Annotated in this window: 11 protein-coding genes; 9 read left to right on the plus strand and 2 right to left on the minus strand. The window is 48.6% G+C overall.

Annotation, left to right across the window (positions count from 1 at the left end; all coding sequences use genetic code 11):
* Positions 1–240 precede the first annotated feature (240 nt).
* A complete protein-coding gene (gene rhaT, locus ACYVGR_RS09305) occupies positions 241–1,293 on the minus strand; it encodes an L-rhamnose/proton symporter RhaT (protein WP_460955790.1) in 1,053 nt (350 codons plus the stop codon).
* Positions 1,294–1,648: 355 nt separating this feature from the next.
* Between rhaT and ACYVGR_RS09310 the strand changes: the two genes are divergently transcribed.
* From ACYVGR_RS09310 to ACYVGR_RS09340, 7 genes are all read left to right on the plus strand, one after another.
* Complete coding sequence (locus ACYVGR_RS09310) at positions 1,649–3,754, plus strand: bifunctional aldolase/short-chain dehydrogenase (RefSeq protein ID WP_460955792.1); 2,106 nt, start codon at positions 1,649–1,651, stop codon at positions 3,752–3,754.
* Positions 3,755–3,864: 110 nt separating this feature from the next.
* Positions 3,865–5,139 (plus strand): TIM barrel protein, encoded by a 1,275-nt coding sequence (locus ACYVGR_RS09315; protein WP_460955794.1) that lies wholly within the window; start codon positions 3,865–3,867, stop codon positions 5,137–5,139.
* A 90-nt stretch (positions 5,140–5,229) separates the two neighbouring features.
* On the plus strand, positions 5,230–6,624 hold the full coding sequence (locus ACYVGR_RS09320) for an FGGY-family carbohydrate kinase (protein WP_460955796.1): 1,395 nt from the start codon (positions 5,230–5,232) through the stop codon (positions 6,622–6,624).
* A gap of 10 nt (positions 6,625–6,634) precedes the next feature.
* Positions 6,635–6,949 (plus strand): L-rhamnose mutarotase, encoded by a 315-nt coding sequence (gene rhaM, locus ACYVGR_RS09325; protein ID WP_460955798.1) that lies wholly within the window; start codon positions 6,635–6,637, stop codon positions 6,947–6,949.
* A gap of 100 nt (positions 6,950–7,049) precedes the next feature.
* The gene (locus tag ACYVGR_RS09330) at positions 7,050–7,595 is read left to right on the plus strand and encodes a (2Fe-2S)-binding protein (RefSeq protein WP_460955800.1); all 546 of its coding nucleotides are present in this window, start codon (positions 7,050–7,052) and stop codon (positions 7,593–7,595) included.
* Positions 7,592–8,602: an FAD binding domain-containing protein gene (locus ACYVGR_RS09335; RefSeq protein ID WP_460955802.1), complete on the plus strand. Its 1,011-nt coding sequence runs from the start codon at positions 7,592–7,594 to the stop codon at positions 8,600–8,602. The genes ACYVGR_RS09330 and ACYVGR_RS09335 overlap by 4 nt, the downstream gene beginning before the upstream one ends.
* Entirely contained in the window at positions 8,599–10,845 is a 2,247-nt protein-coding gene (locus tag ACYVGR_RS09340; RefSeq protein ID WP_460955804.1) for a xanthine dehydrogenase family protein molybdopterin-binding subunit, read from the plus strand. The genes ACYVGR_RS09335 and ACYVGR_RS09340 overlap by 4 nt, the downstream gene beginning before the upstream one ends.
* A 121-nt stretch (positions 10,846–10,966) precedes the next feature.
* On the opposite strand, the gene ACYVGR_RS09345 is transcribed toward ACYVGR_RS09340, so the two are convergent.
* A complete protein-coding gene (locus tag ACYVGR_RS09345) occupies positions 10,967–12,559 on the minus strand; it encodes a serine hydrolase domain-containing protein (protein ID WP_460955806.1) in 1,593 nt (530 codons plus the stop codon).
* Between the two features lie 341 nt (positions 12,560–12,900).
* Between ACYVGR_RS09345 and ACYVGR_RS09350 the strand changes: the two genes are divergently transcribed.
* Both ACYVGR_RS09350 and ACYVGR_RS09355 read left to right on the plus strand, forming a co-directional pair.
* On the plus strand, positions 12,901–14,481 hold the full coding sequence (locus ACYVGR_RS09350) for an amidase (protein WP_460955808.1): 1,581 nt from the start codon (positions 12,901–12,903) through the stop codon (positions 14,479–14,481).
* 299 nt (positions 14,482–14,780) lie between these two features.
* Positions 14,781–16,535: a M14 family metallopeptidase gene (locus ACYVGR_RS09355; protein ID WP_460955809.1), complete on the plus strand. Its 1,755-nt coding sequence runs from the start codon at positions 14,781–14,783 to the stop codon at positions 16,533–16,535.
* The last annotated feature ends 79 nt before the right edge of the window (positions 16,536–16,614 follow it).

The raw sequence follows: 16,614 nt of genomic DNA on the forward strand, positions 1-16,614 counted from the left end.
TTTGTTTGCTTAGTGTTAATGTTTACTCTATTCTGGTAGAGTGCCCGATAGAAGTTGGCAATTTAATGTCTTTTTAATCCCCGATCGGTATTCTCTGATTAATAGACTGCAATTTAGGCAAAGAGGTTAACGAACAGAAGCCGATCAAAGCAAACTTATCCATTGCTCTGACCGGCTTCTAGTTTTGTTAAAGTCGCTTTACGCGGCCGGGTGATTCTCTCTGATGCGTTCAGTCTCGGCTCAAAGTGAATTGCCGATTCCCACCAGGACGATTGAAATAAGAATCACAATAATGCCCGTGATGAAGGTGCGGAAGGTAGCGGCCGACACCCCCGACCACTCCTTCAGATACAAGCCCCAAATATTCGCGGTCAGAATGATGGTGGCCATGTGCGTAATCCAGGAACTGGCACCATTGCCCAGCTTACTTTCACCCATGCCGTAGAAGAAAAACTGGAGAAACCACATGGTACCAGCCGTTGCCGAAAAAAGAATATTGGCCAGAATGGGCGTCCGGGTATCGGTGTAATTACCGAAGGTTTTATTCCTGGCGTTTAAGTACATGCACCACAAGAAATTGGTGGTCAGGCCGCCCCATAGTAGCACCACGTAGGTCACGTTATTCTGAAACAATGGATTGCACCCTTGTACAACAGCCTGCTCGGCCAGGGGTTTTCCAGCTTCGATTCCATAGTTGAAGAAGGCACTTAGAATCCCGGAGATCACAGCAATGGTCAGACCCTTCACGATGCTGAACTCTTTGACAGCGGCTTTTTTCTCGGCTTCCGAAAGTTCGGCTTCCTTCATCATGCCGGCTTTACCCGAGATGGCGATTCCGATGAGGCAAACCAACACGCCCAGCAACACCAACTGCCCACCACTTGAACCCAGCATATCGCTAAACGAGACTTTCCCTTTAACTGGGTTGATATTATAATAGATGGAAGGTACCAGTGCGCCGAAAGCCGAACTGAACCCTAACACGACTGAATTCCCCAGCGACATGCCCAGATAGCGAACGCCCAGGCCATACGTCAGCCCACCTATGCCCCATAACAAGCCAAATACGAATGTGAGCATCTTCACATTCATATCTGCCGAGGCAATGATGGCTGCAAAATCGGGAATGGTTAAGTAGGCGGCTAAGGGAGGTACAATGAGCCAGGAAAAAAGGCCTCCAACAATCCAGAAGCTTTCCCAGGCCCATCCTTTCACTTTATTGAAGGGCATGTAAAAGCTGCCCGAAAAACCGCCACCAATTGTGTGGTAAATGATGCCAATCAGAACTTGCATAAAGAAATTAAGTACAATACTGTTTTAAAAGCTTTGGCAACCGGTTAATGCGTGAAATACAATATCCCAGATTACAGCCACGGTTATCTAATTATGAAATATGAGTTCGAATGAGCAGGGTAAGTCTTAGTATACGGATATGACTGTCATGATTTCCAACAAATTTATCCTCGTTTGTTACAGAAACTTACCTGTTCTCTCCTGTATATTCGCCCAATTGGAATTGAAAAAACGGTTTACGTTTTCTACCATTATAATGTGATTATAACAGGAGAGTACATGAAGCAGGAGAAAGTGAGGGTAACGTACTTTGTCTAAAACAAGATTACTGTCGGATATACTTATTTAACTATTTATGAATACAACGCAAGCGTTCAACTACGTTAGCTACCTCTGGGATGAGAAAAAGGCCGCAGAACTGGCTGGTGATGAAGTGGCTTTGTTTATTTACCGCTCTAACCTACTCGGGGCTGATCTGCGCCTGACCAATTATGCCGGTGGAAATACATCAGTTAAGTTAATGGAAACTAACCCACTGACCGGCGAACCGGTTGAAGTAATGTGGGTAAAAGGATCTGGTGGTGATATTGGTACCCTAACGAAGAAAGGCTGCGCTAACCTCTACGTAGAGCGCCTGCATGCACTGAAAAGCCGGTATCGTGGGTTAGAGTTTGAGGATGAAATGGTTGGCCTTTTCGACCATTGCCTCTTCGATCCTAAATGCGCTGCGCCATCAATCGATACGCCTTTACACGGATTGTTGCCGTACAAACATATTGATCACCTGCACCCCGATGCATTGATTGCTATTGCTGCCAGCCGCGACGGCGAAGCCATCATGCATCAAATCTGGGGCGATAAAATGGCCTGGATTCCCTGGCAGCGTCCTGGTTTCGATCTTGGATTGAAACTGGAAGAAGCTGTTCAGAAAAACCCGAACCTGCGTGGTATTATCCTGGGCGGTCACGGCTTGTTTACCTGGGGCGAAACCTCCTACGAATCGTACATGAATACGCTCGAGGTTATCGAGCAGGCGTCCGAATTCCTGAATCAAAACTACGGCAAAAAACGCCCTGTATTTGGCGGTCAGGCACTGGAAAATACCGATGCCGATACGCGGAAAAAGCAGGCGGCTTCCTTAATGCCCGTTCTGCGTGGTTTGGCTTCAGGTCATCGCCAGATGATTGGTCACTTCACCGACGATGCCCGCGTACTGGAGTTCGTGAACTCGAATGACCTGCCCCGCCTGGCGCGCTTGGGTACGAGTTGCCCTGACCACTTCCTGCGCACCAAAATTCGCCCGCTGGTATTAGACCCTGCTCAATTAGCTGGTGAGGGTAGCATTGCTTATCTGGAAAAGGCATTTGAAGATTACCGCGCCGACTACACTGCGTACTACGAACGCTGCAAACATGACAATAGTCCGGCCATCCGTGACCCAAATCCAGTCGTGTTGCTATGGCCAGCTGTAGGTATGTTCACCTTTGCCAAAGACAAGCAAACGGCGCGGGTAGCGGCTGAGTTTTATACCAACGCCATCAACGTAATGAAAGGCGCCGAAGCGGTATCAGATTATGTGGGATTGCCTGAGCAGGAAGCGTTCGATATTGAATACTGGTTGCTTGAAGAAGCGAAACTTCAGCGGATGCCGAAGCCAAAACCATTGTCGGGTAAAATTGCCCTGATTACAGGAAGTGCCGGTGGTATCGGAAAAGCGATCGCCAAGAAATTCCTGGCCGAAGGAGCTGTTGTGGTCATCAACGATAACGATGCCGATCGACTGGCTGGTGCGAAAGATGAGTTTCAGAAACAATACGGTAAAGATGCTTATGCCGCTGATCAACTGGACGTAACGAAAGCTGATACGATTGCGTCAACGTTCGAAACGGCTACGCTGGCCTTTGGCGGTGTCGATATTGTGGTTAACTGTGCTGGGTTGAGCATCTCCAAGCCTATCGAAGAACATACCGAGAAAGATTGGGATTTATTGTACGACGTATTGGTGAAAGGCCAGTTCCTGGTGACGCAGCAAGCCGTTGAGGTGATGCGGAAGCAGAAACTCGGTGGCGATGTTATCAACATCGTCAGCAAAAACGCATTGGTGTCAGGCCCCAATAATGCAGGTTATGGATCGGCCAAAGCAGCTCAGTTACACCTAAGCCGCCTGAACGCAGCGGAGTTGGGTAAAGATCATATCCGGGTGAACGTCGTGAATCCTGACGCCGTCATTTCGGATTCGAAAATCTGGGCTGGCGCCTGGGCAGAAGGTCGCGCGAAAGCCTACGGCATCACGGTTCCCGAACTCCCGGCTTACTACGCAAAACGGACATTATTGAACGAAATCATCTTGCCTGAAGATATCGCCAATGCCTGCCTTGCCCTCACCAACGGCTTACTCGCTAAATCAACCGGCAACGTCCTGAACGTAGACGGTGGCGTAGCCATGGCGTTTGTGCGGTAGAATAGATATATGGTTTGAGGTTTGAGGTTTATGGTTGGCTGACGCGCCAGTATTTCTCGCGTCAGCCAACCATAAACCTCGAACCTCAAACCTCAAACCCAGACACCTTTATGCAACTCGAACCCGAACATATTGCAGATTATAACCAGACGCTGTTGGAGGGCCACCAGCGGAAGCTGTCTTACTGGACGCAGGAAGTCGCTACGGCGGAACCGATTATCCAGAAACTGATTGATTTTCAGATTGCCATACCGAGCTGGGCACTCGGCACGGGTGGCACGCGCTTTGGACGTTTTCCCGGTGGGGGAGAGCCTCGTTCACTCGAAGAGAAAATTGCTGATGTGGGCCTGCTCCACGCTTTAAACCGGGCTAGTGGCGCTATTTCGCTCCATATTCCCTGGGACATCCCAACCGATCCGCAGGCGATTAAACAGCTTGCTGCCAAGCATGGCCTTCGTTTCGATGCGGTGAATTCGAATACCTTTCAGGATCAGCCAGATCAACAGCTAAGCTATAAGTTTGGCTCGTTGCAACATACCGATCCGGCCATTCGGCAGCAGGCTATCGACCATAACATCGAGGTGATTCGACATGGCGTGGCATTAGGGTCAGATGCCTTGACGGTTTGGTTATCCGATGGTTCCTGCTTTCCGGGCCAGCTTAATTTCCGCAAAGCTTTCGACCGTACACTGTCGAGCCTGGAAGAAATCTATGCAGCTTTGCCCAACGACTGGAAGTTGTTCGTGGAGTACAAAGCGTTCGAACCGAACTTCTATTCCATGACTGTTGGCGACTGGGGTAGCAGCTTCCTATACGCCAATAAACTCGGGCCCAAAGCCTACACACTCGTTGATCTGGGGCACCACCTTCCTAATGCCAACATTGAGCAGATTGTGGCGATCCTGTTGCATCAGGGCAAGCTGGGTGGTTTCCATTTCAATGATTCCAAGTATGGCGATGATGACCTGACGGCCGGTAGTGTTAAGCCTTATCAATTGTTCCTGATCTTCACCGAATTAGTTGATGGTCTGGATGCTCGGGGCATGAATCACGCCAAAGATCTGGGCTGGATGATCGATGCGAGCCACAACGTGAAAGATCCGCTCGAAGATCTGCTTCAGTCGGTAGAAGCCATTCAACTCGCTTATGCACAGGCGCTTTTAGTTGATCGCGCTGCGCTTGAAGAAGCCCGTGAAGCCAACGACCCTGTGCGGGCTCAGGAAATACTACAGGATGCGTTTCGGACCGACGTTCGCCCACTGGTAGCCGAAGCTCGTCGCCGGGCCGGTGCTGCATTGAATCCACTGGGTTTGTATCGCCAACTCAACGTTCGCCAGCAACTCATTGGCGAGCGAGGTGCCAAAACAGTAGCCACGGGACTATAACAATAGTGAAAGAGCGAAAGAGTGAATGAGCGAAAACGGCGCAGGTAATTTTCACTCATTCACTCTTTCGCTCTTTCACTCATTAACCTTATGAACGTCATTGCCATTTTCGATATTGGTAAGACCAATAAAAAGTTGTTTCTCTTTGATGAACATTATCGAATCGTTCTGGAGAAATCGGAGCAGTTTGACGAGATTCTGGACGAAGATGGCGACGCCTGCGATGACCTGAATCGGCTTACGGATTGGGTCAAAACGTCGCTGACTGCGGTGATGGCTATGCCGGAATTTACGGTGAAGGCCGTAAACTTTTCGGCATACGGAGCTAGTTTGGTCTATATCGATCAGATGGGCCAACCGCTTACGCCTTTATATAATTACCTGAAAGCCTATCCCAACCAGTTATTACAACAGCTTTTCGCTGCGTATGGAGGGGAAGCGACGTTAACCCGACAAACGGCCTCGCCTTCGCTGGGCAGTTTGAATTCTGGCCTCCAGTTATACCGACTGAAGCATGAGCAGCCTGACATATACGCGAAACTGGCCTTTGCACTGCATTTGCCTCAGTACGTTAGTCATTTAATTAGTGACTGGCCGGTATCTGATCTGACCAGCATTGGTTGTCATACCATGCTTTGGGATTTTGATCGGCAGGGCTATCATAAATGGGTGACCGATGAACAACTGGATACCCGTCTGGCACCCATTGTCGCTTCCGATTCAGCTCGTTCGACTACCGTTGGGGAAGGGACGCTTCAGGTCGGTGTTGGGTTGCATGATAGCTCGTCGGCCTTAATTCCGTATCTGGCCTCTTTTCAGGAACCCTTTGTATTGATCTCGACCGGAACCTGGTGCGTGAGTATGAACCCGTTCAACAGTCGACCGCTGACACCGGAAGAGTTGCAATACGACTGCCTCAACTTCATGCATTACAAAAGTCAGCCTGTGAAAGCGGCCCGTTTGTTTGCTGGCTATGAGCATGAACAACAGGTGAAACGACTGGCGGAGCATTTTCAGGTACCTGTCAATCAGTATAAAAAGGTTGCTTATAATCCAGAAACGATTGAGCAATTGCGACAACAGGTGAGTCAGGTAACTACTGGAGCAGACGCAAAAGGCAACCAATTACTCTCCATGAAAGGCTCTCTGTTTGGCCAACGTAACCTTGTCGATTTTGCTACGTACAATGAAGCCTATCACCAGCTTATTCTCGATATTGTTTCGCAACAGTTGATTTCGACTAATCTCGTGCTGGCAGGCTCTCCCGTGAAGCGCATTTTTGTGGATGGCGGTTTTGGGAAAAACCCGATCTATATGAATCTACTGGCTACGGCTTTCCCTGGTATCGAAGTGTATGCCGCATCGGTGGCGCAGGCATCGGCGCTAGGGGCTGCCCTGGCCATACACCAGCATTGGAACCCTTATCCGCTCCCCGGCGACTGTGTCGAGTTGAAAAAATACACCGCTCACGCTGTAACCCACTGAACTTGAAGCTATGGAAGAAGTTGCCTTTACTATGAAATTAAAGCCCGGCGTAGAGGCTGAATATCAACGCCGTCATGACGAAATCTGGCCAGAATTATCGGTGGCTTTGACCGAGGCTGGTATTCGGGATTATTCTATTTTCCTTGATCGATCTACCGGGACACTCTTTGCCGTTCAAAAACGATTGGCGAACCACACGACAGCGGCTTTACCAGGGTTGCCCATTATGAAGAAATGGTGGGCTTATATGGCTGATTTAATGGATACCAATCCCGACAACTCGCCAGTAGCCGTAACGCTGGAGCGGGTATTCCATATGGAATAAAGCTGGTTGAACACTAACGGGCTTTGCCCGTTAGCATAGTTTTTAAAACAACAGGTAGGGCTGAGGGTTCCGGGAGTATAAACTACTCAACCGAACCGTTATGACTCTTTTGGCTGAATCTCCTCCCGAGGTCGGGCAGTATCCTTCGCTGCCATCTACCCATACGATTGCATTGACCGTTAATGGAACCCCATTTCAGCTACAACTAGCTCCCTGGACTAGTTTGCTTGATGCATTGCGAGAGTATTTGCACCTGACCGGCACAAAAAAAGGTTGCGATCATGGGCAGTGCGGAGCCTGCACTGTGTTGGTAAATGGCAAACGGATCAATTCCTGTCTGACACTGGCCATTATGCAGGATGGCAATCAAATTACGACTATTGAAGGATTAGCACAGAAAGATGTGTTAGGGCAGGAGGGACTACATCCGCTTCAGAAAGCCTTCATCGAGCATGATGCTTTTCAGTGTGGCTACTGCACTCCCGGTCAAATTTGTTCGGCAGTTGGTATGTTGAACGAAGGCCATGCTAAAACAGCCGACGACATTCGCGAGTTGATGAGCGGCAACATTTGTCGTTGTGGAGCCTACACCAACATAGTCGATGCCATTCAATCAGTTATATCCTCTCAGCCAGATACGCTATGACTTCCTTTGATTACATCCGGGCCGATGGCGTAGCCGATGCGGTTGACGGACGAGCTTCGGCACTTACAACCAAATTTATCGCAGGTGGCACTAACCTCATTGACCTAATGAAGGAAAATGTGGAACGCCCAACACGCCTAATCGATATAAATCGACTGCCATTAGCCACCATCACTGAAACCGAAGACGGTGGCTTACGTTTAGGAGCGCTGGTGACTAATGCCGATACGGCCTATGATCCAAAGGTTTCTGAACGATACCCTTTATTAACCCAGGCAATTCTGGCAGGTGCGTCGGCTCAATTGCGAAACATGGCAACGGATGGCGGTAACCTGATGCAACGCACCCGTTGCTACTATTTCTACGACGTAGCGACGCCTTGCAATAAGCGTGAACCAGGGTCCGGCTGTTCGGCCCTTGTTGGATTCAATCGAATTCATGCCATTCTTGGAACCGAAGCGGCTGATCGATCGATCCATTGCATTGCTACGCATCCTTCAGATATGTGTGTGGCATTGGCGGCTTTGGATGCAACTGTTCGGGTAACAGGCTTATATGGAGACCGTACGATTCCCTTTGCCGAATTTCATAGGCTTCCGGGCAATACTCCTCACATTGATAATACGCTCCAGGATGACGAACTGATCACGGCCATTGACCTGCCTGCCAAAGGATTTTCAACGAATTACGCGTACATAAAACTCCGTGATCGAACTTCTTATGCATTTGCTCTGGTGTCGGTGGCAGCAGCCTTGGATATGGAAAATGGCCGAATTGCCGATGCCCGGATTGCGCTCGGGGGAGTGTCGCACAAACCGTGGCGACGACCTGAAATTGAAGCGATCCTAGCTGGCAAGGAACCATCAAAGGATAATTTTCAACTGGTTGCGGATGGTCTTCTGGAGGGGGCTCAGGGGTTTGGGCATAATACATTCAAAATTGAATTGGCTAAACGTGCCATCGTACGTGCATTATCACAAGCCGCTAAACTGAAACCAGCATCATGACTCAATACATTGGAAAACCTCTGAACCGAATTGACGGACTGGATAAAGTAACGGGCAATGCTAAATATGCCGCCGAGTTTGATACGCCAGATCTGCTCTATGGGTATATCGTAAACAGCACAATTGCCAAAGGGAAAATCAAGCGGATCGACTCCAGCAAGGCACTAGCTCTCGATGGCGTTTTGCAGGTCTTTACCCACGAGAATCGTCCTAAGATCGCATGGTTAGATATGAAGTACTCCGATCAGGATGCCCCACCCGGTTCTCCATTTCGACCTCTGCGCGATGCTAAAATTAAGTACAATGCACAACCAATTGCCTTAGTCGTTGCCGAAACATTCGAGTTGGCTCGTTATGCGGCTTCGTTGATTCAGGTTGATTATGAAGAAGATGCACACCAAACCGATCTGCAGGTCAATCGGCATAAAGCGAGGAAACCGTCTCTCGGCATGGCTTCGTTACTGAAGCCACCGCCACCAAAACCGCGGGGTAACTTTGAGGAAGCTTTTAATACAGCCCCGGTACAGATGACAGGTGAATATGTCCATAGCATGGAGCATCATAATCCGATGGAGATGTTTGCCAGTACAGTGGTGTATGAAAAAGGACGGAACAAATCTGGGGCTCGTTATACCATCTATGACAAGACGCAGGGCGTGACAAATAGTATTTTGTATGTCGCTCAGGTGTTTGATATTCCGTTCAAAAACTTACGGGTTATGTCCCCATACGTAGGGGGCGGATTTGGGTCTGGTCTACGCCCACAACACCAGTTATTTCTGGCTGTGATGGCCGCTCGGGAGTTGAAACGCTCAGTGCGGGTCACGCTCACCCGTCAGCAGATGTTCACGTTTGGACACCGCCCAGCTACAGTGCAGACGATTGCCCTGGGCGCATCGACCGACGGGACAATGACAGCCATGTATCATGATACTGTTGGCGAAACATCGCAATTTGAAGACTATACCGAGATTGTATCCAGTTGGGGCGGAATGCTCTACCCGGCAGAGAACGTAAAATTTGACTACAAACTAGTACCGCTCGATGTAGCTACACCCCTCGATATGCGTGCACCAGGTGGTGTAACAGGCATCTCAGCACTCGAATGCGCTGTAGATGAATTGGCTTACAAACTAGGTATGGACCCCGTTGAGTTTCGACTCCGAAACTATACCGAGCGGGATATGAATGCCGATCTGCCTTATTCCAGTAAAGAGCTTCGGGAATGTTTCCGGCAGGGAGCTGAACGATTTGGCTGGATGAAACGGAATCCGGAGCCGCGTTCTATGCGAAATGGACATACCTTAATTGGTTGGGGGATGGCTACCGGAATCTGGGATGCAAACCAGATGCCTGCTCGGGCCGAGGCTGTGATGATGGTGAATGGAAAACTTCGCGTAAGTAGCGCCACGGCTGATATAGGTACAGGTACTTACACCATTATGACGCAGATTGCCGCCGATACCCTTGGTATGCCAATAGAGGATGTGCTCTTCAAGCTTGGTGACAGTGATATGCCTGCTGCCCCAATTGAGGGTGGTTCCTGGACGGCAGCCACGGTGGGAACGGCAGTGAAAACAGTTTGTGAGGATTTAGCCGAAAAACTCTTCAAGCTGGCCAGAAAGATGCCAAACTCGCCTTTTGCTAAAGTTGATTTTAAAGAAGTCGTCTTTGCGAATAAAAGCATTCAGTTGAAAAAAGATCCGTCCGTGTCGGTGTCGTTAGAGGCCGTTGTTGACTCCAACGGAGGAGCCGCTGTTCGGGAAACATCGTCGGGGCTACCCAAGATGCTGAAACAGCGAAAGTACGCCCGCACGGCGCATTCGGCGGTATTTGCGGAAGTTGAGGTCGATGAAGACTTTGGTACAGTTCGGGTTACAAGGATCGTCAGTGCCATTGCGGGTGGCCGAATTCTAAATCCAAAAACCGCCCGGAGTCAGATTCTAGGCGGTATGGTGTGGGGAATTAGTAAGGCGCTTGAGGAAGAAACTATAATGGACCATAACCTCGGTCGTATCATGAATCATTCTCTGGCTGAATACCACGTAGCTGTCAACGCCGATGTTCACGACCTCGACGTTATTTTCGTGGAAGAACACGACGAAATCGTTAATCCGCTGGGTGTAAAAGGATTGGGTGAAATCGGGTTAGTGGGCGTTCCGGCGGCCATTGCCAACGCCGTATTCCACGCCACTGGCAAGCGAGTTCGTGATTTGCCAATTACGCTGGACAAGTTGTTGTAAATAATGGAACCGCACGGGCGGCCCCGGCTGATGACGCAGATTTAACTGATCAATTATGATAAAATCATTATAAATCAGTTAAATCTGCGTCATCAGCCGGGGCCGCCCGTGCGGTTCCATCTTACGCTACGGCTTTTCCTTCCAGTACTGGACGTTTGTCTTTTCCTTTTGTGAGTATGCTTATACTGTTTTGAAATTCTACCTGAACCCCGTCGGCACCAAATCGGCAGGTTACGGTTTCGTAGTGAGCAGTTTCAATAAATCGCCAGGTCATGACGAATGTATTCTCGTCCTGCCAGCCACCACTACCGGCTACTTTTCGGTTCGGGCCATTGGGTACCGCCGTTGGGGTTAGCGAGAGCGGTGCTACTGAGAACGTGGTTGTACTATCTCGCCAGCGACCAACACCGCACAATACCTGATGGTCGCCCTGGTCGTCATTCAGTTTGAAGATACAGCCATCCTTGCCGAACGTCAGTGATACATCTTTTACCTTCAGTGAATTGTCGGCAACTGCATATGTTTTTCCACTTATTTTGGCCTGTACCGACGAAGCAGTTTGCGAAACACTTGGCGTTAAGGTCAGCGTAGCTAACTTTTGGGTTAAGGCCGCCTGTTTCATTTTATCGGCCGATAAACCTGTTCCTCGAAGGGCGGGCAGAATGTGATTCCAGATCGCATCGAGAATGCCCTGCGTGTTCGCCGATTCAGCGGTGATGGCAACCAGCGCATCTTCCTTGGGAAGAACAACGCAGAACTGACCAAACGCGCCATCGGCCCGATAAGCGTCGTTACGACACCGCCAGAATTGATAACCGTATCCCTGAATCCAGTCGTTTACAGTGGCATCGCCTTTACCACCTTTCGAATCGACTTCTTTCCTTGTGGCGTCATGAATCCAAGCTTCAGAGATCAAGCGCTTCCCATTCCAGACACCTTTTTGTAAGTAAAGCTGCCCGAACTTGGCAATATCTTCCGTCTTTATTCGCAGACCCCAGCCACCCGTATTGATGCCGTTGGGGTCAACTTCCCAGTCCATGCCTTCGATGCCCAGCGGCCCGAACAAACGAGGTTTTAAATAATCGAGCAGGGTTTGGTTCGTCAGTTTCTGGATAATGGCCGAAAGCATATAGGTAGCACCACTGTTGTACATATAAAATGTACCTGGTTCATGATCAACGGGTTGGGCCAGGAATGATTTAACCCAATTGCTGTCGGTGCCCCCTCGTAATGCTGGTGTTGTATCCTTATCATGCCCTGTCGACATGGTCAGCAAATCCTTCACGCGCATGGCTGCCAGATTTGCGCTGATAGTGGCGGGAACATCTTTGGGGAAAAATGAAACTACTTTATCCTCAACGGTTAACCGCTTTTCATCGACAGCCATCCCGATTGCCGATGAGGTAAAGCTCTTGCTTAGTGAATACAGTGTGTGAATGTATTGGGGGGCATACGGTGCCCACCAACCCTCAGCCACAACCTGGCCATGCCGAAGCACCATCATGCTGTGGATATTAAGCTTCTGGGATTCTGCCGTGTTCAGAAAGTCAAGCAGACCTCCGGGTGCAACACCCTGGGTTTCAGGTAAAGCACGGGGGAGTTTGCCCGTTTTAGTAGGTAGTGCCCAACTGGTATCGGGTAGAGTAGAAGCAATGGCCAGGCCAGCAGCACCGAAGCCAAGTTGCCGGAGAAAATCTCTGCGATTGAGGTTCATGGTTTTAAGGTATCAGGTTTAAGCGTTTCAATCGGGTCGCCGGTGCGATTCAACGTTTCAGGGGGAATGTCCAGCTTATAGGCTGATCTGTTACAAAACTGGGCCTGAGATGTTGCACAAGCCTATGCAAGTACGGGATTTGTTTGGGGAAGGTCAAACGACAACCGCACTTTAAATGATTAAACGTAATGGATTTAAAATTGCACTTTTTAGGGTACCTAGCAATTATTCTGGGTTTGCGTTTATTTTTATGATGAAAAATTGGTCAAACCGTACTGTGCCAATAAATTATTCTGTCACTTCTCAATAAAAAGTAACCATTCATTCGTACACAGCCTAAAATGAAGAACTCTGTACTTCCTCTTTTAATCTCTTTACTGCTTTTGGTAAATGCAGTAAACGCTCAGTCGTTTAAGCCAAAACAGTTGCGCGAAGCCACTATTGAACAGCTTCATAGCGCCATGCAATCGGGTAAACTGACGGCTGAGCAACTGGTGCAACTTTATCTCGACCGAATTGAGGCTTACGACAAACAGGGACCTTTTCTGAATACCATCATTATGGTGAATCCGAAAGCCTTAACCGAAGCCCGTCGGCTTGATTCGCTTTATAAGGCGACCGGCAAGTTTGTTGGCCCACTGCATGGGATTCCGGTGATTGTGAAAGACAATTACAACACCTTCGATATGCCAACGACCAACGGCACGCTGGCTATGAAAAAGTCTATTCCACCTACAGATGCCTTTGTCGTGCAGCGGATTCGGGAGGCCGGGGCTATTATTATTGCTAAGTCAAATCTGGCTGAATTTGCTACATCGGGTAACGTTTCTGTAAGTTCTATTTTGCCTGGTTATTCCCGGAATCCCTATGATACGAAACGGACAACTGCCGGTTCGAGTGGAGGCACGGCGGCTGCTGTAGCCGCCGATTTCGGCACCATTGGCCTTGGGACCGATACGGGCAGTTCGATACGAGGGCCATCGTCGCACCAAAGTCTGGTTGGTTTTCGGCCTACACTAGGTCTGGTTAGTCGGAGTGGGATTGCTCCGCTGGCAATGACCAATGATACGGGTGGGCCAATTTGCCGAACGGTGGAAGATGCGGTTCGGGTATTGGACGTGATTGCTGGTTATGACAAGGCAGATACCGTAACTCGGCGGAGCGAGGGTAAAATTCCGCAGTCGTATCGTCAGTTTCTGGACAAAGATGGCCTGAAAAGGGCACGTATTGGCGTGTTTCGTCAATTATGTACGACGAAAAATTCTGATCCTCAGGTATATGCCTTGTTCAATAAAGCGCTGGATGAGCTTCGGGCGGCTGGTGCCATCGTTGTCGATTCGGTTCGAGTACCGGAGTTGGATACAATCAATAAATCGTTCGATACCATTCCGCAGCTACGGCGCGATTTCAATCTGTATCTGGCCAATCTGGGGCCTAATGCACCCCACAAGAGTTTGACATCCATCATCAAATCAAGACAATTTCATCCTAGTATCGAAAAAACACTACTTGATTCGGACAAGGATACGCTGGCGCCCGAAGCTCATAAAGGCTGGGGAAAAAACCTGGCACTTCGCGAACGGCTTCGGCAATTACTCCTTCGGGCGATGGATTCAACGGGAGTGGATGTGCTGGTGTACCCGTCATTTAGTTATCCGCCCCGGCTCATAGGCGATCTGAACACGCCGTCGGGAACAAACAATAATGCCCTCTCTCCGCCAACGGGTTTCCCGGCTTTTTCGGTGCCGATGGGTTTTACGTACGATAACTTACCGGCAGGTCTGCAATTCTTTGGTCGACCGTTTAGCGAGCCAACGCTTGTCAAGCTATGCTATGCTTACGAGCAGGCTACTCATCACCGAATACCACCAGCCAGTACGCCCGTTTTGCCGAAGAAGAAAAAGAAGGTTGAACGGACGTAAAAAGTGAATCTCTTTGCCGAATTTGGTGCGACCCCTTCAGGGTCGTATGTTTATAGAAAAAGGATACCTCTATAAACATACGACCCTGAAGGGGTCGCACTGAGTTTATCAACTAGTACTTGTTCAATTTAGATTCTAGAGATTCTTTCGATTCTAATTGATCGTTTAGGTGTTGATTATCAATAGAATGACATCAATAGAATCCGACAGAATCAACAAAATCTACTTTGGTAAAGCACTAGATTCATTCATTTTCAAGAAACCACATTTGATCCTCTGCGATACAAAAAATACCTTTCATGAAATCAATTCTTCTTTTCACCAACCAGTATTATCTACGGTTTATCGTGATTACTTGTTTGCTTTTACGACTTGTATCAACGCATTTGTTTGCACAGCCAAAACGATCAGACCTGACACCTTATGAACGAAATACAAACCAAACGGCAACGTATGCTCAGATTATAAGCTGGTACCAACAACTGGATAAACAGTATGATCAGGCGAAACTCATAGAAGTTGGTAAAACCGATATTGGGAAACCGCTCCATGTGTTTCTGTTAGCTGCCGATAAACAATTTACCTCGCGGCCCGACCGTGTAACACTGCTCATCAACAATGGGATTCATCCCGGCGAACCCGAAGGGATCGATGCTTGTATGATGATGGCGCGGGATCTATTGAAAGCCAATAAACTACCTAAGAATGTGCTACTGGCTATTGTGCCTGTGTATAATATCGATGGGGCACTGAATCGGGGCGTTTCGCGGGTGAATCAGAATGGGCCGGAATCGTACGGGTTTCGGGGAAATGCACGTAACCTGAATCTAAATCGCGATTTTATCAAAGCCGAAGCCGAAAATACCAAAGCGTTTCAGGCGATGTATCAATCTTTAAAGCCACAGGTGTTTATTGATAATCATACCAGCGATGGTGCTGACTATCAGCATGTACTAACGTATTTTGCAACGCAGAAAGACAAGCTCCACCCGACTGTGTCTGGATACATGGTGAAAACATTTCAGCCGGAACTGGATAAAGCCCTGACGGCTCAAGGTTTTCCGCCAGCACCTTATATTAACAGCTTTTCGGAGACGCCGGAAAGTGGCTTATTGGGTTATAATGACTCTCCGCGCTATTCGACAGGCTATGCCACTTTGTTCAATTGCTTTGGCTTCACACTGGAGACGCACATGTGGAAAGATTATCCGGCACGGGTTAAAGCATCTTATGCGTTCGACGAATCGGTACTACGATTATGTGAACGTGATGCGCAAACCATTCTAGCCAATCAGAAAAAAGCGAACGATGTGGTTAGTCAACAAACGAACTTTCCCCTGAGCTATAAACTGGACCGGACTAAAACAGATTCAATTACGTTTCTGGGCTATGCAGCCGCGTATAAACCTAGTGAGGTATCAGGCTTGAAACGACTTTATTACGACCGATCTAAGCCATTTACCAAGCGCATACCTTACTGGAACACATTCGCTGTTGATGCGCAGGTTGATAAACCTCGGGCTTATGTTATTCCACAAGCCTGGAGGGAGGTTATTGGATTGCTGCAACGGAATGGCGTGAAACTTCAAACGTTGCCGAAAGATAGTTTGATGAGCGTTTCAGCCTATTATATCACCGATTTTAAAACGGGGCAGCGACCTTACGAAGGGCATTATCTCCATTCAGGGGTGAAAGTACGGTCGGAGACGCAGCAGATTCAATTTTACAAAGGCGATTACCTCATTCAGACGAATCAATCCACGAACCGATACATCGTTGAAACACTTGAGCCACAGGGCGTCGATTCGTTTTTTGCCTGGAATTTCTTTGATAGTGTGCTCGACCAGAAAGAGTATTTTTCGGATTACATTTTCGAAGACACAGCCGCCGATCTCCTGAAGAAAGATCCGGTGTTGCGTAAAAAACTGGATGAGAAACGGGCGTCTGATAAAGCGTTCGCCGACAATGCCGACGCTCAGTTGGATTTCATTTATCGACAGACACCCTATTACGAAAAAACGTATAGCCGGTATCCGGTGTACCGGTTGAATTAATTTTTTTTCTGACAGGATTTACAGGATAAAACAGGATTTTTTGATTTACTTTTTGAATCCTGTTTTCTGTGGTGTCAGG

This window comes from Spirosoma litoris, assembly GCF_054776755.1.

Bases quoted from the DNA above. Each gene is read 5' to 3' on its own strand.
- ACYVGR_RS09340 (WP_460955804.1), top strand. From the start codon at position 8,599: ATGACTCAATACATTGGAAAACCTCTGAACCGAATTGACGGACTGGAT.
- ACYVGR_RS09355 (WP_460955809.1), top strand. From the start codon at position 14,781: ATGAAATCAATTCTTCTTTTCACCAACCAGTATTATCTACGGTTTATC.
- rhaT (WP_460955790.1), bottom strand. From the start codon at position 1,293: ATGCAAGTTCTGATTGGCATCATTTACCACACAATTGGTGGCGGTTTT.
- rhaM (WP_460955798.1), top strand. From the start codon at position 6,635: ATGGAAGAAGTTGCCTTTACTATGAAATTAAAGCCCGGCGTAGAGGCT.
- ACYVGR_RS09350 (WP_460955808.1), top strand. From the start codon at position 12,901: ATGAAGAACTCTGTACTTCCTCTTTTAATCTCTTTACTGCTTTTGGTA.
- ACYVGR_RS09315 (WP_460955794.1), top strand. From the start codon at position 3,865: ATGCAACTCGAACCCGAACATATTGCAGATTATAACCAGACGCTGTTG.
- ACYVGR_RS09310 (WP_460955792.1), top strand. From the start codon at position 1,649: ATGAATACAACGCAAGCGTTCAACTACGTTAGCTACCTCTGGGATGAG.
- ACYVGR_RS09335 (WP_460955802.1), top strand. From the start codon at position 7,592: ATGACTTCCTTTGATTACATCCGGGCCGATGGCGTAGCCGATGCGGTT.
- ACYVGR_RS09345 (WP_460955806.1), bottom strand. From the start codon at position 12,559: ATGAACCTCAATCGCAGAGATTTTCTCCGGCAACTTGGCTTCGGTGCT.
- ACYVGR_RS09330 (WP_460955800.1), top strand. From the start codon at position 7,050: ATGACTCTTTTGGCTGAATCTCCTCCCGAGGTCGGGCAGTATCCTTCG.
- ACYVGR_RS09320 (WP_460955796.1), top strand. From the start codon at position 5,230: ATGAACGTCATTGCCATTTTCGATATTGGTAAGACCAATAAAAAGTTG.